The 22,258-nt window shown below is 59.2% G+C and carries 19 protein-coding genes and 1 pseudogene; 13 read left to right on the top strand and 7 right to left on the bottom strand.

Going from position 1 to position 22,258, the window contains the following annotated elements:
* Positions 1 to 105: 105 nt before the first annotated feature.
* A complete protein-coding gene (locus ON753_RS10590; protein ID WP_265962483.1) occupies positions 106 to 633 on the top strand; it encodes a DUF2155 domain-containing protein in 528 nt (175 codons plus the stop codon).
* 18 nt (positions 634 to 651) lie between these two features.
* Here ON753_RS10590 and ON753_RS10585 read toward each other — a convergent pair whose 3' ends face one another.
* Together ON753_RS10585 and ON753_RS10580 are read right to left on the bottom strand one after the other, a co-directional pair.
* Positions 652 to 1,140, bottom strand: coding sequence for a GNAT family N-acetyltransferase (locus ON753_RS10585; protein WP_265962482.1), 489 nt, complete (start codon positions 1,138 to 1,140; stop codon positions 652 to 654).
* Between the two features lie 145 nt (positions 1,141 to 1,285).
* Entirely contained in the window at positions 1,286 to 1,954 is a 669-nt protein-coding gene (locus ON753_RS10580; RefSeq protein ID WP_265962481.1) for an alpha/beta hydrolase, read from the bottom strand.
* A gap of 293 nt (positions 1,955 to 2,247) precedes the next feature.
* Between ON753_RS10580 and ON753_RS10575 the strand changes: the two genes are divergently transcribed.
* From ON753_RS10575 to tenA, 9 genes are all read left to right on the top strand, one after another.
* Positions 2,248 to 3,417 (top strand): cysteine desulfurase family protein, encoded by a 1,170-nt coding sequence (locus ON753_RS10575; RefSeq protein ID WP_265962479.1) that lies wholly within the window; start codon positions 2,248 to 2,250, stop codon positions 3,415 to 3,417.
* Between the two features lie 104 nt (positions 3,418 to 3,521).
* Positions 3,522 to 4,994, top strand: a complete 1,473-nt coding sequence (gene sufB / locus ON753_RS10570) for a Fe-S cluster assembly protein SufB (protein ID WP_265962478.1) — start codon at positions 3,522 to 3,524, stop codon at positions 4,992 to 4,994.
* Between the two features lie 4 nt (positions 4,995 to 4,998).
* Positions 4,999 to 5,358 (top strand): ADP-ribosylation/crystallin J1, encoded by a 360-nt coding sequence (locus ON753_RS10565; RefSeq protein ID WP_265962477.1) that lies wholly within the window; start codon positions 4,999 to 5,001, stop codon positions 5,356 to 5,358.
* Positions 5,359 to 5,416: 58 nt separating this feature from the next.
* Positions 5,417 to 6,172: a Fe-S cluster assembly ATPase SufC gene (gene sufC / locus ON753_RS10560; protein ID WP_265962476.1), complete on the top strand. Its 756-nt coding sequence runs from the start codon at positions 5,417 to 5,419 to the stop codon at positions 6,170 to 6,172.
* A 14-nt stretch (positions 6,173 to 6,186) separates the two neighbouring features.
* Complete coding sequence (sufD, locus tag ON753_RS10555; RefSeq protein ID WP_265962475.1) at positions 6,187 to 7,506, top strand: Fe-S cluster assembly protein SufD; 1,320 nt, start codon at positions 6,187 to 6,189, stop codon at positions 7,504 to 7,506.
* A gap of 37 nt (positions 7,507 to 7,543) precedes the next feature.
* Complete coding sequence (locus tag ON753_RS10550) at positions 7,544 to 8,800, top strand: cysteine desulfurase (RefSeq protein WP_265962473.1); 1,257 nt, start codon at positions 7,544 to 7,546, stop codon at positions 8,798 to 8,800.
* A gap of 11 nt (positions 8,801 to 8,811) precedes the next feature.
* A complete protein-coding gene (locus tag ON753_RS10545; protein WP_265962472.1) occupies positions 8,812 to 9,207 on the top strand; it encodes an SUF system Fe-S cluster assembly protein in 396 nt (131 codons plus the stop codon).
* Positions 9,208 to 9,280: 73 nt separating this feature from the next.
* The gene (gene sufA / locus ON753_RS10540; protein WP_265962471.1) at positions 9,281 to 9,658 is read left to right on the top strand and encodes a Fe-S cluster assembly scaffold SufA; all 378 of its coding nucleotides are present in this window, start codon (positions 9,281 to 9,283) and stop codon (positions 9,656 to 9,658) included.
* 40 nt (positions 9,659 to 9,698) lie between these two features.
* Positions 9,699 to 10,361, top strand: coding sequence for a thiaminase II (gene tenA, locus ON753_RS10535; RefSeq protein ID WP_265962470.1), 663 nt, complete (start codon positions 9,699 to 9,701; stop codon positions 10,359 to 10,361).
* A 50-nt stretch (positions 10,362 to 10,411) separates the two neighbouring features.
* On the opposite strand, the gene ON753_RS10530 is transcribed toward tenA, so the two are convergent.
* The 3 genes from ON753_RS10530 to parE form a co-directional block, all read right to left on the bottom strand.
* Positions 10,412 to 11,473: a GGDEF domain-containing protein gene (locus tag ON753_RS10530; RefSeq protein ID WP_265962469.1), complete on the bottom strand. Its 1,062-nt coding sequence runs from the start codon at positions 11,471 to 11,473 to the stop codon at positions 10,412 to 10,414.
* A gap of 122 nt (positions 11,474 to 11,595) precedes the next feature.
* Positions 11,596 to 13,056 carry a DEAD/DEAH box helicase gene (locus tag ON753_RS10525; RefSeq protein WP_265962468.1) on the bottom strand — a complete coding sequence of 487 codons (1,461 nt, stop codon included), beginning with the start codon at positions 13,054 to 13,056 and terminating at the stop codon, positions 11,596 to 11,598.
* A 543-nt stretch (positions 13,057 to 13,599) separates the two neighbouring features.
* Complete coding sequence (gene parE, locus ON753_RS10520; RefSeq protein WP_265962467.1) at positions 13,600 to 15,639, bottom strand: DNA topoisomerase IV subunit B; 2,040 nt, start codon at positions 15,637 to 15,639, stop codon at positions 13,600 to 13,602.
* Positions 15,640 to 16,245: 606 nt separating this feature from the next.
* Between parE and ON753_RS10515 the strand changes: the two genes are divergently transcribed.
* Positions 16,246 to 17,088, top strand: a complete 843-nt coding sequence (locus ON753_RS10515; protein WP_265962466.1) for a tetratricopeptide repeat protein — start codon at positions 16,246 to 16,248, stop codon at positions 17,086 to 17,088.
* Positions 17,089 to 17,669: 581 nt separating this feature from the next.
* Here ON753_RS10515 and xth read toward each other — a convergent pair.
* Both xth and ON753_RS10505 read right to left on the bottom strand, forming a co-directional pair.
* Positions 17,670 to 18,452 carry an exodeoxyribonuclease III gene (xth, locus tag ON753_RS10510; protein ID WP_265962465.1) on the bottom strand — a complete coding sequence of 261 codons (783 nt, stop codon included), beginning with the start codon at positions 18,450 to 18,452 and terminating at the stop codon, positions 17,670 to 17,672.
* Between the two features lie 69 nt (positions 18,453 to 18,521).
* Positions 18,522 to 18,863: a HesB/IscA family protein gene (locus tag ON753_RS10505; RefSeq protein ID WP_265962464.1), complete on the bottom strand. Its 342-nt coding sequence runs from the start codon at positions 18,861 to 18,863 to the stop codon at positions 18,522 to 18,524.
* 154 nt (positions 18,864 to 19,017) lie between these two features.
* Between ON753_RS10505 and ON753_RS10500 the strand changes: the two genes are divergently transcribed.
* Both ON753_RS10500 and argS read left to right on the top strand, forming a co-directional pair.
* The gene (locus tag ON753_RS10500; RefSeq protein ID WP_265967123.1) at positions 19,018 to 20,235 is read left to right on the top strand and encodes a deoxyguanosinetriphosphate triphosphohydrolase; all 1,218 of its coding nucleotides are present in this window, start codon (positions 19,018 to 19,020) and stop codon (positions 20,233 to 20,235) included.
* A 99-nt stretch (positions 20,236 to 20,334) separates the two neighbouring features.
* Positions 20,335 to 22,105, top strand: a pseudogene (gene argS, locus ON753_RS10495) (arginine--tRNA ligase).
* The last annotated feature ends 153 nt before the right edge of the window (positions 22,106 to 22,258 follow it).

Genomic DNA, 22,258 nt, shown 5'->3' with positions numbered 1-22,258 from the left:
ATGCATCGTTTCGCAGAAAGCAGGTGGACGGTGCGCCCGTTGGGATATCGGGTATGCTGGCATGATGGAATCTGTTCAAAGCTGATGGCCGATTTGATTGACACGATGAAAACAGCAAGAAGCATCCTCAAAGGGCTGGGCCTTACGGCTTTGGCCGTGGTGGCCCTGAACGCGCCCGCCCATGCGGAAAAGATCGAGAATCCCGTCGCTGTCTTTTCCGGTCTCGACAAGATTACCGGCCGCATCATCTCCTTTGACGTCTATATCGGCGAGACGGTGCAGTTCGGGGCCCTGCAGGTAACGCCAAGGGTCTGCCACACCCGTCCGCAAACGGAAACTCCGCTGACCACGGGCTTCGTCCAGGTTGATGAAATCACGCTCAGCAACGAAGTCCGGCGGATTTTTTCCGGCTGGATGTATGCGGCAAGCCCCGGTCTCCACGCGGTCGAGCATCCGGTCTATGACATCTGGCTGACCGACTGCAAACTGGCCTCGAGTGTTCCCCCGCCGGAAGATTACACCGGCCCGCCCATCAAGGGACAGGTGGCGGAGGGAGAGGACCCGCTGGCGGGACCGGATGACGGCGTCGACAGCGGTCCCGGTATTCCGCGGAAAAAGCCGTCCGAGGGCTGATCCGGCACGATGCGGATCCTAGCCGGGCACGGATCCCTTCGCAGGATACTCCTCTGCCCGGATCTCGAATCCGACCTTCGTCCGGGCGAATCCGATCCGCTCATAGAACCGGTGGGCATCTGTGTTTCCCGCGCCTGACATCAGCATGATCTTGTAGCATCCCTCGGCCCGGGCCTGCTCCAGAGCCGCGGAGACGACCTGCCGGCCTATACCCGTGCCGCGCCGGTCGCCGAGGGTCACGACGTTTTCGATAAGCGCATAGGGAGCTCCGCCGCGGGTAAGATTGGGCACGACGATTAGCGTGCAGGTCGATACCGCTCTGCCGCACTTGCAGCCGAGGAGCACGGTAAGGCCGGGATGCTTCAGCATCCTGTCGAACGTCTGCTTGCGAAGAGCCTCCGGTGCCTCAGTATCATCCGGATTCAGATGCCGATAGAGTTCCGCCAGGGCCGCGACGTCGCCGCTGTCTGCGGGGCGTATCTCAAGCTCGTCCGTGAAAGCGCTCATCAAAAATCGTCCGCGCATGGGTAGGTGAATGGTCCGCCGGCTTCGCCGTTACGGCTCGCGCTGCGCCTGACGGAGACGGCGATGCAAGCAAGGCAGGTCTCAAACAAAAAACCCGCCGGATGGGCGGGCTCCTTGTTTCGTGCGATCAGTCGACGTCGAGATAGTCGGCCGGCGTGAGCCCAAGTCTCCCGTCGACGTAGTTGCCGCAACGCTCGATCAGGTCGTCCAGATCGTTCTCGAAGAAATGGTTCGCCCCGGGAATGGTTTCGTGGTCGATCACGATTCCTTTCTGGGTCTTCAGCTTGTCGACCAGCGCCTGGACATCCTTTTGCGGGACCACCTTGTCGTTGTCGCCGTGGACGATCAGCCCGGAAGACGGGCAGGGGGCCAGGAAAGAGAAGTCATGCAGGTTCGCAGGCGGTGCAACCGAGATGAAGCCCTCCACTTCCGGACGGCGCATGAGCAGCTGCATGCCGATCCAGGCACCAAACGAGAAGCCGGCGATCCAGCAGGCGCGGGCATCGGTATGTACCGTCTGCACCCAGTCGAGCGCCGCCGCGGCGTCGGAAAGCTCGCCCTGACCGTGATCGAAAGTGCCTTGGGACCGGCCGACGCCGCGGAAATTGAAGCGAAGCACGGCAAATCCGCGCCGGGCAAACATGTAATACATCTGATAAACAATCTGATTGTTCATCGTGCCGCCGAACTGGGGATGCAGATGCAGAACCAGGGCGATGGGTGCGTTGCGTTTTCTGGCGGGATGGAACCGGCCTTCGAGCCGGCCCGCGGGACCGTTGAAGATCACCTCAGGCATGAAGCGCTATGTCCTTGTCATTTTGTCGCGCCGGGCGTTTTGGCGCGTATTTTTGGGTCTGGCTACGTGGTTTCCCGTAAGTCTAAACTTGACTCTTAGTCTCCAAGTTTTTAGAACCCTGTTTAGAATTATTCGAAAGTTCGCATCGCCGCCCAACGGCTGACAACACTCGGTTCGACCGGTTGGGGGTGTTATCGTCATCGCAGAGAAAAATTTCAAGTTTTTCGAACATGTGGTTGGCAATTCTGCGGATTTTCGACTCGGAACATGTCGCATTTGGCTAATGAGGTGTCATGGCACGCCGCTTCGACCCGATCTATCTCGATTACAACGCAGGAGCACCGCTACGTCCCTGCGCGCGTGATCGCATGATCGAGGTCCTTGGCGACCCCGGCAACGCTTCGTCCGTTCACGCCCATGGTCGCAAGGCCCGGGGCAGGGTCGAAGACGCAAGGGAACAGGTTGCCCGGCTGTGCGGCGCCCGAACGAGGGCGGTGACCTTCGTGTCCGGCGGTACGGAAGCCAATATGACGGCACTGTCGCCCTCCTGGCAGGATCAGGGGGCACCGGTCTATCTCGACAAACTGTTCAGGAGTGCGGTGGAGCATCCCTCCGTTGTCACCGGCGGCCGCTTTGCCGTTGCAGATCAGGTGGTGATCCCGGTCGACCCCCATGGCCGCGTGCAACTGAAGGCGCTGGAAGCAGCAGTCAAGGACACGGAGCCCGGGCTGATCTCGGTCATGGCGGCCAATAACGAGACCGGTGTCGTTCAGCCGGTTGCGGACATTGGCGCGATTGCCGAAGCCCATGGTCACTTCTTCCATGTGGACGCGGTTCAGGCCGCCGGACGGATGGAGATCGACGTGGACGCCTGGCGGGCGGACGTCATCACGCTGTCGGCGCACAAATTCGGCGGTCCGCAAGGGATAGGTGCCGTCGTGGTGCGGTCCACGGCGCGGACTCCATCTCCGCTAATGATAGGCGGCGGGCAGGAAAACTGGCGCCGCGGCGGTACGGAAAACGTTGCCGCGATTGCAGGATTTGGCGCCGCCGCCACGGCAGCCCTTGAAGAAACGGGTTCGAAGCGCCAAATCGAAGCTATGAAGGCCCGGCTCGAAGCCGGCCTGCGGTCCGTGTGTCCTTCCACCGTGATTTTCGGCGAAACGGTGGACCGCCTGGCAAACACGTGTTGCTTTGCTGTTCCAGGCATAGCTGCGGAAACCGCGTTGATCGCATTCGATCTTGAAAACGTTTCCGTGTCGTCGGGTTCAGCCTGTTCTTCCGGCAAGATATCGGTGTCGCATGTTCTGGCGGCCATGGGCGTCGAGGAAGACCTCGCCCGGTGCGCGCTCAGGGTCAGCATGGGATGGAACACGAGCGACGCGGACATCGGCCGTTTCCTGGAGCTTTGGCCGAAGATCGTCGACCGGCTTAATCCGGCGGCTCGTCATCAGGCGGCTTGAACGGGAATTATGGCGGCCAGTCCGCCGGAAACGTGGCAGGAAGGGGCATCCCACCTGCGGAATTGTGAGTAGCGGGCAAGAGGCCCGCCGAATGGAGGCAAAGTATGCCAGCTGTACAGGAAACCATCGATAAGGTGAAAGCCATCGATGTCGACCAGTATAAATACGGCTTTGTGACCGATATCGAATCGGAGCGAGGCGCAAAAGGCCTGTCTGAGGAGACCGTCCGGTTTATTTCCGCCAAGAAGAACGAACCGGAATGGATGACCGAGTGGCGGCTCGAAGCGCTGCGCCGTTTCCAGCAGATGGAGGAGCCGTCCTGGGCGCGCGTTTCCTATCCGAAGATCGATTTCGATGAACTCTACTATTGGGCTTCGCCGAAATCGGTGAGTGGTCCGAAGAGCCTGGACGAGGTCGATCCGGAGCTCCTGGCCACCTACGCGAAACTCGGCATTCCGCTCGCCGAACAGGAAATTCTGGCTGGGGTCGAGCCGAAGAACCGGGTCGCGGTCGACGCCGTATTCGATTCCGTTTCCGTCGTCACCACCTTCAAGGATGAGCTGAAAAAGGCTGGCGTCATCTTCTGCTCGATTTCAGAAGCGGTGCGTGAATATCCGGATCTGGTGAAGAAGTATCTCGGCTCCGTCGTTCCGGTCTCCGACAATTTCTATGCGACCCTGAATTCGGCCGTCTTTTCCGACGGCTCGTTCGTCTATGTGCCGGAAGGCGTCCGCTGCCCGATGGAGCTGTCGACCTATTTCCGCATCAACGAACAGAACACCGGTCAGTTCGAGCGTACGCTGATCATTGCCGAAAAAGGAGCCTACGTCTCCTATCTGGAAGGCTGCACCGCGCCGCAGCGCGACGAAAACCAGCTGCACGCGGCCGTGGTCGAGCTCGTGGCCCTGGAGGACGCGGAGATCAAATACTCCACGGTCCAGAACTGGTTCCCGGGCGACAAGGAAGGCAAGGGCGGCATTTACAATTTTGTCACCAAGCGCGGTGACTGCCGCGGCAGGAATTCCAAGATCTCCTGGACCCAGGTCGAGACCGGATCGGCGATCACCTGGAAATATCCGTCATGCATCCTGCGCGGAGACAACTCACGCGGTGAGTTCTATTCCATCGCCGTTTCCAACGGCCGTCAGCAGATCGACAGCGGCACCAAGATGATCCACCTGGGCAAGAACACGTCCAGCCGGGTCATTTCCAAGGGTATTTCCGCCGGCAAGTCCCAGAATACCTATCGCGGCCTGATATCGGCGCACCGCAAGGCGTCCAACGCACGCAACTTCACCCAGTGTGACTCGCTCCTGATCGGTCAGGACTGCGGTGCGCATACGGTGCCCTACATCGAGAGCAAGAACGCCTCGGCCCAGTTCGAACACGAGGCGACCACTTCGAAGATCTCGGACGACCAGATGTTCTACTGCCTGCAGCGCGGACTGACGGAAGAAGAAGCGGTGGCGCTCATCGTCAACGGCTTCGTGAAGGACGTCATCCAGCAGCTGCCGATGGAATTCGCCGTGGAGGCGCAGAAGCTGATCTCGATCAGCCTGGAAGGATCCGTGGGCTGAGCGGATGGTAGAAACCGTGACTCTTTATCGCCCTGTTGTCCTGGAGGAACTGAAGCTGATTGAGGAAAGCGGTTGGCGACGCTTTCCTCCGCGCTTGCCTGAGCAGCCGATCTTCTATCCTGTGACCAACGAGGGATATGCCGTGCAAATCGCTCGCGACTGGAACACCAAGACCGGATCCAGGCATGGATATGTCACCAAGTTCGAGATTGATGCAGCTTATGCAGCTGGGTTCGATCGGAGAATTGTTGGCGGGCGCGAGCATGAGGAGTTGTGGGTACCTGCAGACGAACTTGAAGAATTCAATCTGAAAATTGTTGGACCAATTACGGTCACACAGCAGTTTACCCCTGCAGAGACCTGAGACACCACCTAGCTTAAGCAGCATGAATTGCTGTCAATGTGAACCGACGAGTAGAAATATGCTTGAGATCAAGAACCTGCATGCCCGCATCGCGGAAGACGAAACCGAAATCCTGCGCGGCATCGACCTGACCGTCAAGCCGGGCGAAATGCACGCCATCATGGGTCCGAACGGCTCCGGCAAGTCGACCTTGTCCTACATTCTGGCAGGCAAGGATGACTACGAGGTCACCGAAGGGGAGATCCTCTTCAACGGCGAGAACATGCTGGAAATGGAACCGGACGAGCGCGCCGCGGCGGGCATGTTCCTGGCGTTCCAGTACCCGATCGAAATTCCGGGTGTCGCCACCATGGAGTTCCTGAAAACGGCGATGAACGCGCAGCGCAAGGCGCGCGGCGAAGCTGCGCTGTCGATTCCCGATTTCATGAAGCGCGTGAAGGAGGCCGCCGGCCATCTGAACGTTTCCATGGATATGCTGAAGCGTCCGCTGAATGTCGGCTTTTCCGGCGGCGAGAAGAAGCGCGCCGAAATCCTGCAGATGTCCCTGCTTGAGCCGAAGCTCTGCGTGCTGGATGAAACGGATTCCGGGCTCGACATCGATGCGCTGCGGATCGTGGCCGACGGCGTCAACAAGCTGCGGTCTCCGGATCGGGCCATGGTGGTGATCACCCACTATCAGCGCCTTCTCGACTATATCGTGCCGGACGTGGTGCACGTTCTGTCCCGGGGCCGGATCGTGAAGACCGGCGGCAAGGAACTGGCGGTCGAACTGGAGAAGAACGGCTACGCTGACTACATCGACACGGCTGCATAAGAGAGCAACGCGATATGAACGCTAACGCACCCATCAAACATACCCAGGCGGAAAGCGATCTGCTCGATCGCTTTGAACGCGCCCGGGATGGCTTGTCCGGTTCCGTGGCGGTTGCAGCTCTTCGGGAAGCTGCCATCGGCCAGATCCGCGACAAGGGCCTGCCGCACCGTCGTGTGGAGGAATACAAATACACCGATCTGCGCGCCTTCATGAAATCCGCCGCCGCGCTGGCAGCTCCCGCGGATGCGGCGGCTGCAAAGACGGTTCTGGATAGCCAGGACGGTTTCGCCGACCTCGACCGTTACAGGATCGTGCTGGCGAACGGCGCTTATGTGCCGGAACTGTCTGACGCGGATGCGCTTGCCGGCGAAGGGGTGACCCTTTCCAGCATGGCGGATGCGCTTGTCGGTGCAAACGGTGCTCAGTTGGTCGGCTCTCCGAAAACCGCACCGAACGACGGTATCCTGGCACTCAACACCGCCTTCGTGCAGGGTGGTGTCATCGTCGAAATCAGGGAAGGCGCCGAGATCTCCAAGCCTGTCGAGCTGGTTCAGGTGGCCGCATCGGCCGGCGCCCAGGTCAACCGCAACAGGATTGTCCTCGGAAAAGGCGCAAAGCTGCGCCTCCTGGAGACGTTCGCGGGCGACACGGAAGAGGGCGAGATCAACACGGTCTTCGACTACGATGTGGCGGATACCGCGTCCCTGGCGACCACGCGTCTGATCATCGGCAAGGCGAAAGCTGCCCGGTTGTTCACCAGCGTCGCAACGCTTGGCGCGAACGCCGAGTTCAAGTCTTTCGGCTTCATTGCCGGTCCGCGCTTCGTGCGCAACCAGCAGTTCGTCAACTTCACCGGCGAGAACTCCAACGCCAAGATCTACGGCGTGAGCATGGCCGGTGGCGAGGACCTGGCGGACCAGACGCTGATCGCCGACCACGCTGTGCCTCACTGCAACAGCCGCGAGTTCTTCAAGACCGTCCTCGATGGTCGTGCGAAAGGCGTTTACCAGGGCCGCATCAACGTCGCGCCCCATGCCCAGAAGACCGACGGCGAGATGATGACCCAGGCTCTGCTTCTGTCCGAGGAAGCGGAAATGGCCAACAAGCCGGAGCTGGAAATTTTCGCGGACGACGTGGTTTGTGCCCATGGCGCGACCAGCGGCCAGATCGACGAGGACTTGTTGTTCTATCTGCGGGCGAGGGGTATTCCGGAAGATGAGGCCAAGACGCTTCTCGTGCTGGCCTTCCTCGCAGAGGCGATTGAAGAATACGGCGAAGACGATGTGACCGAAGGCCTGGAAGAGCGCGTACGAGACTGGCTCGCCGGGCACTGAAGCGTACCCGTCTCATGGATACAAGGAGCAGCGCCGCATGACGGTCGCACCTGCAGAAAAGACGGCACAGGCCCCGGGCTATGATGTCGAGGCGATCCGGAAGGATTTTCCGATCCTTTCGCGAGAGGTCTATGGCAAACCTCTGGTCTATCTGGACAACGGCGCCTCTGCCCAGAAGCCCCAGGCGGTGATCGATGCGGTGACCAGGGCCTATTCCCATGAATATGCCAACGTCCATCGCGGCCTGCACTACCTGTCGAATACGGCAACGGACAATTACGAGGCGGCACGCGAAAAAGTGCGACGCTTCCTGAACGCCAAATCCGTTGACGAGGTGGTCTTCACAAAATCGACGACGGAAGCGATCAACCTCGTCTCCTATGGTCTTGGCCCGGATTATTTCGGCGAAGGCGATGAGATCGTGCTTTCCATCATGGAGCACCATTCCAACATCGTCCCCTGGCATTTCCATCGTGAACGCCAGGGTGCGAAGCTGAAGTGGGTCTATGTCCGCGAAGACGGCTCGTTCGACCTCGACGCCTTTGCGGACACCTTGAGCGATCGTACCAAGCTGGTCGCGATCACGCATATGTCCAACGTCCTGGGCACGGTGGTTCCGGTCAAGGAAGTCTGCCGGATCGCTCACGAGCGCGGCATTCCGGTTCTGGTCGACGGCAGCCAGGCGGCAGTCCATATGCCCGTCGATGTGCAGGATATCGACTGCGACTACTATGTCTTCACCGGTCACAAGGTCTATGGACCTTCGGGGATTGGCGTGCTTTGGGGCAAGCCGGAGAGACTGGAGGCGCTGCGGCCGTTTAACGGCGGCGGTGAGATGATTCTGGATGTCACCGAGGACCTGGTCACCTATAATCATCCTCCACACCGGTTCGAAGCGGGTACGCCGCCCATCGTACAGGCGATCGGCCTGGGGGCGGCACTGGATTACATGGATGGGCTCGGCCGGGAAAACATCGCACGGCACGAGGCGGACCTGAAGGACTACGCCCATCAGAAGCTGAGGGAAATCAACTCGCTGAGGATCTTCGGGGATGCACCGGACAAGGGGGCGATCATCGCCTTTGAAATCGAGGGCGCCCATGCCCATGATGTGGCAACGATTATCGACCGGGCTGGGGTTGCGGTCCGAGCAGGAACGCACTGCGCACAGCCGCTCTTGGCAAGATACGGCGTGACCTCTACATGTCGGGCAAGCTTCGGACTGTATAATACGCGTGCTGAGATCGACGCGCTTCATGAGGCCTTGTTGAAAGCACAGAGCTTTTTCGGGTAAGGACGGACCCAATGGAAAACCCTACCACACTTGACACAAATGCGGCCGGCGAAGAACTGCGGGCCCAGGTGACCGCTGAAAGCGCCATCCCGGCCGATGAACTCGAGCGGCTGACATCTGACATCGTCGGTGCCCTCAAGTCGGTTTACGACCCGGAGATTCCCTGCGATATCTACGAGTTGGGCCTGATCTACAAGGTCGATATCGAGGATGACCGGTCGGTCAATATCGATATGACGCTGACGGCGCCCGGTTGTCCGGTGGCAGGCGAAATGCCCGGCTGGGTGGAAAACGCCGTTTCGGCGGTGGCCGGTGTCGGGCCGGTGAATGTCGACATGGTCTTCGATCCGCCCTGGACGCCGGACCGCATGTCCGACGAAGCCAAGGTGGCTCTCAACTGGTATTGAGGCGACGGCCTTTTATCCGATAGGCTGAATCCCCATATCCGGTATGAAACCACCGGAACCGAATGAGGAATAAATGGCATCTGCCGGAAAATTCCAGGTCATGACCCTGACGGACGCCGCCGCCGAACGCGTGCGCGAACTTGTCGAGAGCTCCGACAAGAACGCCACCGGCTTGCGTGTTGGAATCAAGAAAGGCGGGTGTGCCGGCATGGAATACACCATGGATCTCGTCGACGAGGCGAGGACCGGTGACGACGTCATTGAGGACAAGGGCGCCCGCCTGTATGTGGATCCCTCCGCCGTCCTATTCCTGCTCGGCACGGAGATGGATTTCGAGGTTACGAAATTCCGCTCCGGCTTTGTTTTCAAGAACCCGAACGAAGTGTCGGCCTGCGGTTGCGGCGAATCCGTTTCGCTGAAGGAAGCCGATCTGAGCACATTCGCGCGATAAACGCTCTGCGAGATCTGCGGCCTGATCCTGAGAGATTTTCATGAAGTTTTTTGAACGGCTCAAGGCCGATGCGGCACCGCAATGGGCTGGCTATACGCGCCACGCCTTTGTGAAACAGCTTGGTGACGGGACGTTGCCGCTCGAGTGTTTCAAGCACTATCTCGTACAGGACTATCTGTTTCTGATCCAGTTTGCCCGCGCTTACGCGCTCGCGGTCTACAAGAGCCCCAGCCTCGTCGACATGCGCCGGTCGCTTGAGGGCGTCAAGGCGATCCTGGACGTGGAACTGGACCTGCATGTCGAGCTTTGCTCGCAGTGGGACATGCAACGCTCCGACCTTGAGAACGCGCCCGAGGACACGCCCACGATGGCCTATACGCGGTTCGTGCTGGACGCTGGCATGTCCGGGGACCTGTTGGACCTTCAGGCAGCCCTGGCTCCGTGCATTCTCGGTTATGCGGAAATTGGTGCAAGGCTGAAAGGCGAGGGCGCCAACCGGGGCGACAATCCGTACGGGCGCTGGATTGAGGAATATTCCGGAGAGCAATATCAGGACGTCGCCCAGGGCTTTGCAGACTGGTTCGACGACACGGCGAACCAGGTATTGACCGGCCACCGCTATCCGCGCGTGCTTTCACTGTTTGAAAAGGCCTGCAGGCTGGAAAGCGACTTCTGGCAGATGGGGCTCAACGCAAAAGGCTGACGTGAATCGCTGCCCCGGTTTCGAGCACGAACCTGTCGAAACGCTCTGAGTCAGGCGACGTTTTCGCGGTCAGCGTTTGCGGAGACGTCTCTCTCCGTCTTCACCAGGTTGCGTCCGGCGTTTTTTGCGGCATAGAGCGCTTCGTCGGCACGCGCAACGATGGAATGAGCTGTGTCGGACTTCTTGTAATCGGCAATTCCGACGGATATGGAAACCCGGCCGAGATTCTCGCCGGTCGATCTCTTGATCAGTTCCTTCGACATCACGGCCGTGCGGATGCGCTCACCGATTTCCGCGGCGTTATCAAGGCTTTCGTGCGGAAGAATGATGGCGAATTCCTCGCCGCCGTAGCGACAGGCAATATCCTGAGCCTTGATGTTCTGTTTCACGGCCAGCGCGACGAGGCGCAGAACCTGATCGCCGGTCTGATGGCCGTAAGTGTCGTTGAACTTCTTGAAGTGATCGATGTCGGTCATCAGCAGCGCAAATCCGCGGCCGCTTTCCTTGGAGTGTTCGATGATCCGTTCGATGGAATTTTCGAAATGCTTGCGGTTGTTCAGTGTCGTCAGCTCATCCGTCAGGGATTCATATCGGATTGCTTCCAGCGACGATTGAAGCGTCTCGATGTGCTTCTTTGATTCCAACAGCTGGATTTCCAGCTTGCGATTGGAGGCTACGGCGTTCTGGGTCGATTTCACCAGATGCGCAACGTAGTTGTGAAGTTTTTCAGGATCGCTGACCGCCTTGATCTTCTCGCCGGCCTGCTCCAGAGCCAGGCCGTAGTCTGAGGTGGCGTCGGCGCTCAGCTTGAGCGAGTCCACCAGTTCTTCCACCTCTTTGGATACCTTGCTGCCGACTTCATCCAGCCGGTCTCCCAGACGTGTTGGCGACAGGAAGCGGCCATAGAGCGTCAGCATCTCATCCGTGCTGATCCGGCCATTCGCCTTGATGGTATCGTTGATGGCGCGGTTCAGACCCTGATTGTAGCCCGCAGAATACGTGTACCAGAGCTCATAGGAACGCGGATAAGCCGGTAGCACATTCTTCCTGATATACCCAATCGCGGACTCACCGTACTTGATGGTCCGCTTATGGTCGTTTGAATCCGACATCGAGTTTCTCTCGTCATAGCCTTGATATGCCGCCCCACACGGCTGCAAGATCTATGCTTAGACTCGGACGGAAGTTTTAAGTTCGCGTTAATCCTGTGGAGAATCCTCAAACGAACGCAACGTCATGAGGCCTTTTTCGGTCGGGGTTCACGCAGCAGGAACGCCGGGATGTGGACACCCTGGCTGAATGCGGGTTCCTCTTCCCTGTCGTTCCGTGCCTTCTTGCCACCGGAGCCCTGCGAAATCTCGGAAACGGGAGCAGGGGTGGTGACGGCTTCCGTCTTCTCCTCAACCACGTTGGCCTTGGGCGCGGTATCACGGGGCTTTGATTGAGAACGGCGCCGCGTTGACGGCTTCGCCTGGTCCGCATCGTTATCGTTGCTGGACTTGGCGTTCTTCGCGGCCGGTTTCCCGGTCTTCCGCCGCTCCTTGCGTTCCTTTGTCGCAGCTTCGAAATCTATCGGATCACCGATCCATTCGAGCTTCTTGTTGATCAGCGCCTCGATCGCTTGCAGATATTTCTGGTCTTCGCTGGTTACCAGGGTGTAAGCGACACCCGACCGTCCCGCCCGGCCGGTGCGGCCGATCCGGTGGACGTAGTCTTCGGCATTGATCGGAACGTCATAGTTGAAAACGTGACTGACTTCCGGGATATCCAGGCCACGGGCAGCGACATCGCTGGCGACCAGCAGCTTGATATTACCCTTGCGGAAGTTATCAAGCATCATCATGCGCGTGCGCTGGTCCATGTCTCCGTGCAACGTACCGACGTTGAACTCGTGGCGCTCGAGCGAGCGGAACAGAGTGGTCACGTCCCGCTTGCGGTTGCAGAAGACGATGGCGTTTTGCAGATCTTCCGCATTTTCGAGCAGCTCGCGAAGGACCGCGCGCTTTTCAAAGTCCTTGGAGGGAGTGCCTTTCAGCAGCAGGGTGACATTCTCTGCAGTCGAAGACGTCGGTGCGACCTCGATCCGTGCGGGATTTTGCAGAAATGCTTCGGTCAGCCTCTGGATTTCCGGCGGCATGGTGGCCGAGAAGAACAACGTCTGACGCGTGAACGGGATCAGCTTGCAGATCCGCTCGATATCGGGAATGAAACCCATGTCCAGCATGCGGTCGGCTTCGTCGATGACCAGGATCTCGACGCCCTGCAACAAAAGCTTGCCGCGCTCGAAATGGTCCAGAAGCCGTCCGGGCGTCGCGATCAGGACGTCGGTGCCGCGGTCAAGCTTCTTGTCCTGTTCCGAAAAGGAAACGCCGCCGATCAGCAGGGCAATGTTGAGCTTGTGGTTTATGCCGTAGCGCGCGAAGTTTTCCTCCACCTGCGCCGCAAGCTCGCGGGTCGGTTCGAGGATAAGCGTCCGCGGCATGCGGGCCCGCGCGCGTCCTTTTTCCAGAAGCGTCAGCATCGGCAGGGTGAAACTTGCCGTCTTGCCCGTTCCCGTCTGCGCGATGCCCAGAATATCCCGCCGTTCCAGAACTTGCGGGATCGCGCCCGTCTGGATTGCCGTGGGTTCTTTATAACCTGCTGCTTCAACTGCAGCGAGGACCTTCTCGCTAAGACCGAGAGTATCAAATGTCATGGAGCGTTTTGCCCAAATGTTATGCCAGATGTTGTGATTGCCGTTTGACGGCACCGCGGAGACCGCTGGCGCCAACGTGCGCACACCCTACATTCATGTGCTCAAGTGTCAATGCGTTCATGAGGTAGAATGCAAAGAAAGTCGAGTATTTCTTCGTAACTTTTGCCAGATCAGTTAATAGAGCAACTTCAACACTATGAAGTCAGTTGCGAAAATCAGTGTACGATACTGAGATCCTGCCTCTATTTGACGCATCCGGTTTTTTCAAGAACAGGAAGGGTCAAGCCTGAATTCCCGGCTCGCGAACGTTCATGATTACGAAGGAACAACTGCCTGCCAGTGAATGGTTCACCAACAGCCTTGCGGCGCCCTGCAAAGGAAAGCGGATGCACGTTTGATAGATGTGGGCGCCGAGCGCAAATTCAAGGCAGACGCGGCCGAAAACCCGTCCGGAGCCAATCCGGACCGCTTCGGAGCAGCTCCAAACCGGCGCCATTCGTCCACCTGACAGCTGGCAACAGGATCAACTCGCCGGTCAGAGCGTCAGATATCCAGATCTATGGCGAATTCCGCATTTTCCTGAATGAACCGGAAACGCGCCTCCGGCTTGTTGCCCATGAGGCGTTCGACGGCATCATTCGTTTCCGCGATCGCCGCTTCGGCAACATCGACCTTGAGAAGAGACCTCCGGGTCGGGTCCATGGTGGTCTCTTTCAACTGAGCGGGAAGCATTTCGCCGAGGCCTTTGAACCGGCCGATTTCGACCTTGCCTCTACCCTTGAATTCCGTCTCCATGAGCTCATCCTTGTGGGCGTCATCCCGGGCGTAAAGCGTCTTCCCTCCCTGGCTGAGCCGGTAGAGTGGCGGGACGGCAAGATAGAGGTGCCCCAGGCGGATGAGTTCGGGCATTTCGCGATAAAAGAACGTAATCAGCAGCGATGCGATATGAGCTCCGTCAACGTCGGCATCCGTCATGATGATGATCTTTTCGTATCGCAGATCCGCATCCTTGTAGTGCGAGCGAGTACCGCAGCCGAGGGCCTGAACGAGATCGGACAGTTGCTGGTTCGCGACCAGTTTGTCCCGGCCGGCATTGGCGACGTTGAGGATCTTTCCGCGCAGTGGAAGAACGGCCTGTTTGGCGCGGTTGCGCGCCTGTTTGGCGGAGCCTCCTGCAGAATCGCCCTCGACGATGAAGAGTTCGGTCCCTTCCGACTGGTTTGCGGAACAGTCGGCGAGTTTACCCGGCAGGCGCAGCTTGCGCACGGCCGTCTTGCGGGCGACGTCCTTTTCCTGCCGGCGCCGCAGGCGTTCCTCGGCGCGGTCCAGAACCCACTCCAGAAGCCGGTTGGCCTGGTTGGGCGAGGCTGTCAGCCAGTGGTCGAAGGCATCGCGGACAGCGGTTTCCGTGATCCGGGTCGCCTCGTTGGTGGCAAGCCTGTCCTTGGTCTGACCGACAAACTCCGGTTCCCGAATGAAAACGGACAGCATGCCACCGGCGGATGTCATCACGTCGTCGCCGGTGATGATGGCCGCCTTCTTGTTGTTGGTCAGTTCGCCATAGGCCTTCAGGCCGCGGAGCAGGGCATAGCGGAACCCGGCTTCGTGGGTGCCGCCCTCCGGCGTCGGGACCGTGTTGCAGTAGGAATTGACGAAACCATCGCCGGCAAACCAGCTGACAGCCCATTCCACCGAGCCGTGTTTGCCGGTCTTGTCGGTGCGCCCCGCAAAAACCTCTTCAACGACGCGGCGCTCCTTGGTCAGTTTTTCTGCCAGAAAGTCCCGCAGGCCTCCCGGGAAATGGAAAACGGCTTCCGCCGGTGTCTCGTCCTTTTCCGACAGCATCGCGGGGTCGCAGCGCCAGCGGATTTCCACGCCGCCGAACAGATAGGCCTTTGAGCGCGCCATTTTCAGCAGGCGGGCGGGCTGGAACTTCGCGCCTTTGCCGAAAATCTGCTCATCGGGCTTGAAGCGAACCAGTGTGCCCCGGCGGTTTTGCGTGTCGCCGATCAGTTCCAGAGCGCCCTGCGGCTGACCGCGGCGGAAGGTCTGACGGTAGAGCTTCCTGCTTCGCGCGATTTCGACGACGAGTTCTTCGGAAAGGGCATTGACCACCGAAATGCCCACGCCGTGCAGGCCGCCGGATGTCTCATACACCTTGCTGTCGAATTTGCCGCCCGCATGCAGCGTCGTCATGATGACTTCGAGGGCGGACTTGTCCTTGAACTTGGGGTGCGGGTCGACCGGAATGCCCCGGCCGTTGTCGGTGACGGAAAGAAATCCGTCCGCCGACAGCGCGACATCTATCCAGGTCGCGTGACCGGCCACCGCCTCGTCCATGGAGTTGTCGATGACTTCGGCGAAAAGGTGATGCAGGGCCTTCTCATCGGTGCCGCCGATATACATGCCCGGCCGGCGCCGAACGGGCTCCAGCCCCTCGAGCACTTCGATATCCGCCGCCGAGTAGTCGTCCGGGACGGAAACAGGCGTCACTGAACGCTGCTTTTGCGGGACGGGCGCGGGATTGTCCTGTGTGAGGGGTCTCGCCGCGTTGCCTGCAAATAGATCGTCTTTTGCGCTCATTCCATATCGCCTGAAAGGTGTTGGACTGTCATTTTTCGGATTTCAGCGCTGTTACCTACACCGAATCACGCCTCAGTTTGAAGTACAAACATAGAACGGGAAAGGGGTTTGGTCCAAAGCCCCCGTTTTCAACAAGCGGAGGCGGAAAATGGGCATCCGGAAACACATCATCAACCCGTCTGTGATCAAATGTCGGGCAGTCCGCTCGGAGAAAGGGAGGAAAAATGTGCCAATTCCGCAACAGTTCCCGAAAGAGTCATTCGACGGGCCTGTGATTGAAGCTCGTGCCCATGTTCGGCCATGTTTGCCCGCCACCCGTTACACTAATATCCGGAAAGCCGCCGGATGCGGGCTTGGGGCCCGATCGCAGGATCTGCGTTAAGGATCCTGGAAAAAGGTCTGATTTGGGCGCGGAATGGCCCAACTTAGGCCGAATTGATTGGCCACAGTGATACTTACGGACCCAGCGAGCGTGGTCTCGCGGGTCGAAGAGATACCAAAATGCGCAAGGCGCCAACAGACAACGAGATCGAACAGATCGACCGTCGGAGCGATAGCATGTGGCCGGCGGATAATAGTGCAACTGGGATGGAAACGAAGAACGTTATGCGTCAAGGTCTTGGCAAGGCTGCAACGGTGCTTGGTGTTTTGCTGATGGTTACCGCAGCGGCCCCATCAGCGGCGTTCGACGGCAAGCCGGTTTCAGGCAACCCGATCGGGCTGCCGAACCTTTCCCCGACCGAGGCCCTCAGAGCCGGAGCACGTCAGTATTACGCGGGCGACAAGACAGCAGCGATCAGTTCTCTGAGATACGCTGCCGAAAACGGTCAATCGATGGCCGCCTGGAAACTTGGCGAGATGTATTCCAAGGGCGACGGCGTCAAGGAAGACGATCTCAAGGCGTTCGAGTATTACAGCCAGATCGTGCGCGAACACGGCGAAGACCGGCCGGATGCACCGGATGCGCCGTTTGTCGCCAGCGCATTTGTTGCGCTTGGCTCCTACTACCTTACCGGTATCGAAGGGGCGGTTGACAAGGACGAAGGACGGGCGCGCCAGATCTTTACGCACGCAGCCTCTTATTTCGGCGACGCGGACGCCCAGTACGAACTTGGCCGGATGTATCAGGGCAGCAATACGAGAATGGCTGTCCGCTGGTTCAATCTTGCCTCGCTGAAGGGGCATGTGGGCGCGCAGGCACGGTTGGGCGAGACCCTTTACACGCTTGGAACGTCTGACAAGAAGAAGGCCCGTGGCCTGATGTGGATGACAGTGGCGCAGGATCAGGCGGTTGGCTCGGATGCCGGCTGGATCCGCGACTTGCACGAACAGTATTTCGCGCTGTCGTCCGAACCGATCAGGCAGACGGCCCGTTCGCTGGCCGACGCCTGGCTCCAGAAAAACCGGCCGGACATGCAGACCGCACAACAGTTGACGACCTCCCAGTAGGACCTCGCTTTTCGCTGAACGCCGAACGGGCTGGATCAGGCAACTTCCCGGGGTCTGCGGTTTATTGCGCCGGTCTCAAGAGAGCTGTGTCTCTCCCGGCGGCTGCGCCGGGCGTCACAAGATGCGCGTTGTCGGGATCGGGTCTGTCCTGCGGCTCCGGACTCGTGACTGGGCAGGGCGCATTGCTGAATTGCCAGGACGTGTTGTTCAGGATCATCGAACAGGTGGCCATTCGCAATCCATCCGGACTTCTCAGGCAAATGGAATCCCCGAGACCGTAATCCTCGCCCTTGTATCTGCAGGTGCAGGGCACCGTCTGGCCCATAGCGGCCGCGGCCACGGCCAGCGTTGCTGAAAAAACCAGCAGTCCGGCGCAGTACTTGTGCGTGAGGGTCGACAGTACCTGTCCGGCGAATTGGCTGGTTGCCGGCGTCTCAGGTCCGCATGTCGCCTTGGCGGACATCTTGCGGCGCTCCGTTATCCCATTTCGCTGAAGACTATCACGCAACCCGTGCTGCGCAAATCCTGTATAGCGCGCAGAGCAGTCGGCCCTTGCGTGGTGTAAGCTTTTAGGCCGTCGCTTATGCCGCCAGCTTCACCCAGACCGGAACGTGATCGGAAGGTTTCTCCCAACTGCGGACATGCTTGTCGATGCCGCAACCGGCCAACCGGTCGGTCGCCTGGGGTGACATCAGGATATGGTCGATGCGGATGCCGTTGTTCTTCTGCCAGGCGCCGGCCTGGTAGTCCCAGAACGTGTACATATCTCCAGCCTCCGTGCAGGCGCGCACGGCTTCTGTCAGGCCAAGGTGGGTGAGGGCGCGGAACCTCTCGCGGCTTTCCGACTGGTAGAGCGCATCGTCCAGCCAGTTTTCCGGATTTTTCGCATCGATGGGGTCGGGAATGACATTGTAGTCGCCTAGCAGCACAAACGGCGTTTCCTCACAGAGCCGCCTTTCCGCATGGGCGATCAGCCGCTCCATCCACTTCAGCTTGTAGGAAAACTTTTCCGTCCCGAGCGGATTGCCGTTCGGAAGATAGAGGCAGCCGACGCGGACCGGCCCGGCCGCGGTCGAAACGCCCGCTTCGATGTAGCGGGCCTGATCGTCGCCTTCATTTTCCGGGAGACCACGCTCTACATCCTCCAGCGGCAGCCTGGACAGGAGAGCGACACCGTTGAACCCTTTCTGGCCATGGGTTTCAACATTGTAGCCAAGGTCCTCGAACGGCTGCCGCGGGAAATTCTCGTCGATCGACTTGATTTCCTGAAGGCAGGCTATGTCCGGAGAAGCCTCCTTCAGCCATTCCAGGGCCGTGTCGATCCGGGCCTTGACGCCATTGATGTTCCAGGTAGCGATTTTCATCGAAGAGGTTGCCTCGACTGCTGGGAAGCCGGGGCAGCCGGCTGAGAAGGGAAAATCCCGGTTGTCGGATCAGATGGTGAAGCTGGTTCCGCAGCCACAGCCTGCCACTGCGTTCGGGTTGACGATCTGGAAGGACTGGCCGATCAGATCATCAACGAAATCGATTTCCGCCCCGCCCATATATTGCAGGGAAATGGAATCGATCAGCACCGTTGCGCCCGGCGCTTCGATCACCAGATCGTCGTCTTCGCGGTCGCCGACCACGTCATATTTATATTGCAGCCCCGAGCACCCGCCGCCTTCGACGCTGACCCGCAGCATGCTGCCGGCGGGTTCCCTGGACAATATTGCCGCGATCCGCTTGGCAGCGCGGTCGCTGACTGTTACTCGGTTTTCAAGTGTTTCGGTCATGTCTTGCCGACTCGCATTGCTCTGGCTCAGGTCAAGAGCGCTAAATCTGATTTATTCAGATAAGTATGTTTGCAAGCCGCCCGCGTCAATGCGCGTCGTTCGGCGGCATTATATCAGGCAACGGGGAAGTGCTGTGAGCGAAGGCTGGAATCAGATGAGGCCGGATATCGGGTTTGGAGCCCAATCGCGTGCCGTTTATGCCGAAAACCCCCTTGAATCCCGGGGGCGCCTTTTTCCCGAACCGGAAAGTCCGACGCGAACGCCTTTCCAGAGGGATCGGGACCGGATCATCCACTCCTCGGCATTCCGCCGGCTGAAGCACAAGACCCAGGTCTTCGTCTATCACGAGGGCGATCATTTCCGCACCCGGTTGACCCACACGATCGAGGTTTCCCAGATTGCGCGCTCGCTTGCGCGCGCGCTGCGCCTTGACGAGGATCTCGCCGAATGCCTGGCGCTATCCCACGATCTCGGGCACACGCCGTTCGGACATGAAGGCGAGGATGTGCTGCACGAATGCATGGCTCCTTTCGATGGCTTCGACCACAACGCCCAGTCGCTGCGCGTCGTCACCCATCTCGAACAGCGCTATGCGGAATTCGACGGCCTCAATCTTGCCTGGGAAACGCTTGAGGGACTGGTGAAGCACAATGGACCGCTGGTCGGGCCGGACGGCGCACCTCTCGGTAAATTCAAGGGCAGCCGGTTGCCGTTTGCCATCAGGGAATATGCGCAACGGCAGGATTTGCTGCTGGATACGTGGCCAAGCGCGGAAGCCCAGGCCGCAGCCATTGCAGATGACATTGCCTACGACGCGCACGATCTGGATGACGGTCTCAGGGCCGGGCTGTTCGCGATCGACGATATGCGCGACGTACCGTTCCTGGCCGACATTCTGGCAGACGTCGATAACCGCTATCCCGGGCTGGAAGAAAGCCGGCGCATCCATGAGATCGTCCGCCGGTCGATCACGCACATGGTGGAAGACGTGATTCGCCAGGCGGTCCGCAACCTCACCGACACAAACCCGCAAAGCGCGCAGGATGTGCGGATGGCAGGACGATGCCTGGTGGAGTTCTCGTCGGCGATGGCGGCGGCGGAAAAGGAAGTGAAGCGATTCCTGTTCGCCCGGGTCTATCGGCACGAGGATGTGCTGGCGGTGCGCCGGGTGGTCGCGCGCGTCGTCAGGGAGCTGTTTGAAAAGCTCCGCGCAGAGCCCGGCATGATGCCGGACCCCTGGAACGCCGGACTTGAGACCTTGAGCGACAATGACGTCGCAAGACGTGTCTGCGATTATATCGCGGGAATGACGGACCGGTATGCGATTGAAGAGCATCGCAGATTGTTTGACGACACTCCGGATTTGGGGTAGGCGCTTGATCGACTTTACAAGCCCTGTGGCGCCGAAGATCTGGCCTTCGCTGCGCGCGGGGGCATTCGTGTTTGAAAGACCAGACCTGATCGGTGCTCCATGAATATTTTTGCGGACTTCACGCAACGCGTCAAAAACGCTCTATACAGTCTTGATCTCAAAGACCAAAGTGGAGCTGCTCCGGACCTGTCCCGCGTTGTGGTCGAGATCTCCGCGCGACCCGGCACACGGGGATTTGGCTACCAACGCCGCGATGGTGCTTGCCAAACCGTTGGGATCGAAGCCGCGGGACCTGGCCGAGAAATTGGCCGCAAAGCTGAACGAAGACCCGGACATCATCGAGACCTCGATTGCCGGCCCCGGTTTCATCAATCTGAGGGTCGCACCGGTCGTCTGGCAGCGGGTGCTGGCGGATGTGTTGAAACAGCGGCAGGCGTTCGGCGCAATCGTTCAGACGCCGTCGCCCCGCGTGAACGTCGAATACGTCTCCGCCAATCCGACAGGCCCGATGCATGTGGGGCATATCCGCGGGGCCGTGGTCGGGGATGCTCTGGCAAATCTGCTGGCCTTTGCCGGCAACGAGGTGGTCAAGGAATACTACATCAACGATGCGGGCTCGCAGATCGAGACGCTCGCCCGCAGTGCCTTTCTCCGTTACCGGGAAGCGCTCGGCGAGGACATTGGTGAAATTCCCGCAGGGCTTTATCCGGGCGACTACCTGAAACCGGTTGGCGCTCAGCTCAAAGAGGAATTCGGCGACAGCCTGAAAGCAATGGACGAGAGCGACTGGCTGCCGATCGTGAAGGAACGGGCCATTGCCGCCATGCTGGATCTGATCCGGGAAGATCTGGCCGCGCTTGGCGTCCGGCACGATGTGTTCTTCTCCGAACAGTCCCTTCATGAGCGCAAGGGCGAAAGCGGATCAAAGATAGATCGCATGCTGGAAGGTCTGCGGGAAAAGGGTCTTGTCTATCAGGGCACGCTGCCACCCCCAAAAGGGCAGGTCGCGGAGGACTGGGAAGACCGGGAGCAGACACTCTTCCGCGCAAGCGATTTTGGCGATGATACGGACCGGGCCTTGAAAAAGTCGGATGGCTCCTACACCTATTTTGCGGCGGATGTGGCCTATTTCCAGGACAAATTCGAACGCGGCTTTCAGGAAGCCATCTATGTACTCGGCGCGGACCATGGCGGCTATGCCAAGCGTCTGGAGGCTGTCGGCAAGGCGATTTCGGGTGGGGAAACGGAAGTCATCGTCCGGTTCTGCCAGCTTGTGAAGCTGATGCGGGGCGGCGAGCCGGTGAAGATGTCCAAGCGTTCCGGCGATTTCATCACCCTGCGCGAGGTGGTGGATGAGGTCGGGTCAGACCCGGTCCGGTTCATGATGCTGTTCCGCAAGAACGATGCGCAGCTGGATTTCGACTTCAAGAAGGTGACGGAGCAGTCAAAGGACAATCCGGTCTTCTACGTCCAATACGGTCACGCGCGCTGCTGCTCGGTCCTGCGCCAGGCCGCACTGGAACCTGGTGATGCAAAGCTTGATGACGACGAGCTTGAAAAAGCCGATCTTTCGTTGCTCGCCGACAGCGGCGAGCTGGAACTGATCGCCAAGATGGCGGAATGGCCCAAAGTGGTGGAGGCGGCGGCGGATACACATGAACCGCACAGAATTGCCTTTTATCTCCATGAACTGGCAAGTTCTCTGCACGGCCACTGGAATAGAGGCAAGGAAATGCCGCATTTACGTTTTATTGACGCCGGTAACGCCAAATTAACCCTAGCACGTCTTGCATTGGTTCGTGCAATATCTTTGGTGCTTGCTTCAGGTCTATCGATTCTCGGCGTAAATGCTCCTGAAGAAATGCGCTAAGAGATTATCAATGCCGCGAGGCCGCAATTGGCTTGGGGACGCGGCTCAACGGGACCGGTTTTCGTAAAACTCATGTCGGAAGACTACGAAACAAAGCGAGCTGATTTGCATGCGTCTCGAGAAGATCGGGGCCGTGAGCGGCCAACCGTTGAG

The organism is Roseibium salinum (genome assembly GCF_026240905.1).
Classification (GTDB): Bacteria; Pseudomonadota; Alphaproteobacteria; order Rhizobiales; family Stappiaceae; genus Roseibium; species Roseibium salinum.
This window is presented reverse-complemented; position numbering and strand designations above follow the sequence as displayed.

Coding starts and splice junctions, on each gene's coding strand:
- ON753_RS10590 (WP_265962483.1), top strand. CDS start 106: ATGAAAACAGCAAGAAGCATCCTCAAAGGGCTGGGCCTTACGGCTTTG.
- ON753_RS10585 (WP_265962482.1), bottom strand. CDS start 1,140: ATGAGCGCTTTCACGGACGAGCTTGAGATACGCCCCGCAGACAGCGGC.
- ON753_RS10580 (WP_265962481.1), bottom strand. CDS start 1,954: ATGCCTGAGGTGATCTTCAACGGTCCCGCGGGCCGGCTCGAAGGCCGG.
- ON753_RS10575 (WP_265962479.1), top strand. CDS start 2,248: ATGGCACGCCGCTTCGACCCGATCTATCTCGATTACAACGCAGGAGCA.
- sufB (WP_265962478.1), top strand. CDS start 3,522: ATGCCAGCTGTACAGGAAACCATCGATAAGGTGAAAGCCATCGATGTC.
- ON753_RS10565 (WP_265962477.1), top strand. CDS start 4,999: ATGGTAGAAACCGTGACTCTTTATCGCCCTGTTGTCCTGGAGGAACTG.
- sufC (WP_265962476.1), top strand. CDS start 5,417: ATGCTTGAGATCAAGAACCTGCATGCCCGCATCGCGGAAGACGAAACC.
- sufD (WP_265962475.1), top strand. CDS start 6,187: ATGAACGCTAACGCACCCATCAAACATACCCAGGCGGAAAGCGATCTG.
- ON753_RS10550 (WP_265962473.1), top strand. CDS start 7,544: ATGACGGTCGCACCTGCAGAAAAGACGGCACAGGCCCCGGGCTATGAT.
- ON753_RS10545 (WP_265962472.1), top strand. CDS start 8,812: ATGGAAAACCCTACCACACTTGACACAAATGCGGCCGGCGAAGAACTG.
- sufA (WP_265962471.1), top strand. CDS start 9,281: ATGGCATCTGCCGGAAAATTCCAGGTCATGACCCTGACGGACGCCGCC.
- tenA (WP_265962470.1), top strand. CDS start 9,699: ATGAAGTTTTTTGAACGGCTCAAGGCCGATGCGGCACCGCAATGGGCT.
- ON753_RS10530 (WP_265962469.1), bottom strand. CDS start 11,473: ATGTCGGATTCAAACGACCATAAGCGGACCATCAAGTACGGTGAGTCC.
- ON753_RS10525 (WP_265962468.1), bottom strand. CDS start 13,056: ATGACATTTGATACTCTCGGTCTTAGCGAGAAGGTCCTCGCTGCAGTT.
- parE (WP_265962467.1), bottom strand. CDS start 15,639: ATGAGCGCAAAAGACGATCTATTTGCAGGCAACGCGGCGAGACCCCTC.
- ON753_RS10515 (WP_265962466.1), top strand. CDS start 16,246: ATGCGTCAAGGTCTTGGCAAGGCTGCAACGGTGCTTGGTGTTTTGCTG.
- xth (WP_265962465.1), bottom strand. CDS start 18,452: ATGAAAATCGCTACCTGGAACATCAATGGCGTCAAGGCCCGGATCGAC.
- ON753_RS10505 (WP_265962464.1), bottom strand. CDS start 18,863: ATGACCGAAACACTTGAAAACCGAGTAACAGTCAGCGACCGCGCTGCC.
- ON753_RS10500 (WP_265967123.1), top strand. CDS start 19,018: ATGAGGCCGGATATCGGGTTTGGAGCCCAATCGCGTGCCGTTTATGCC.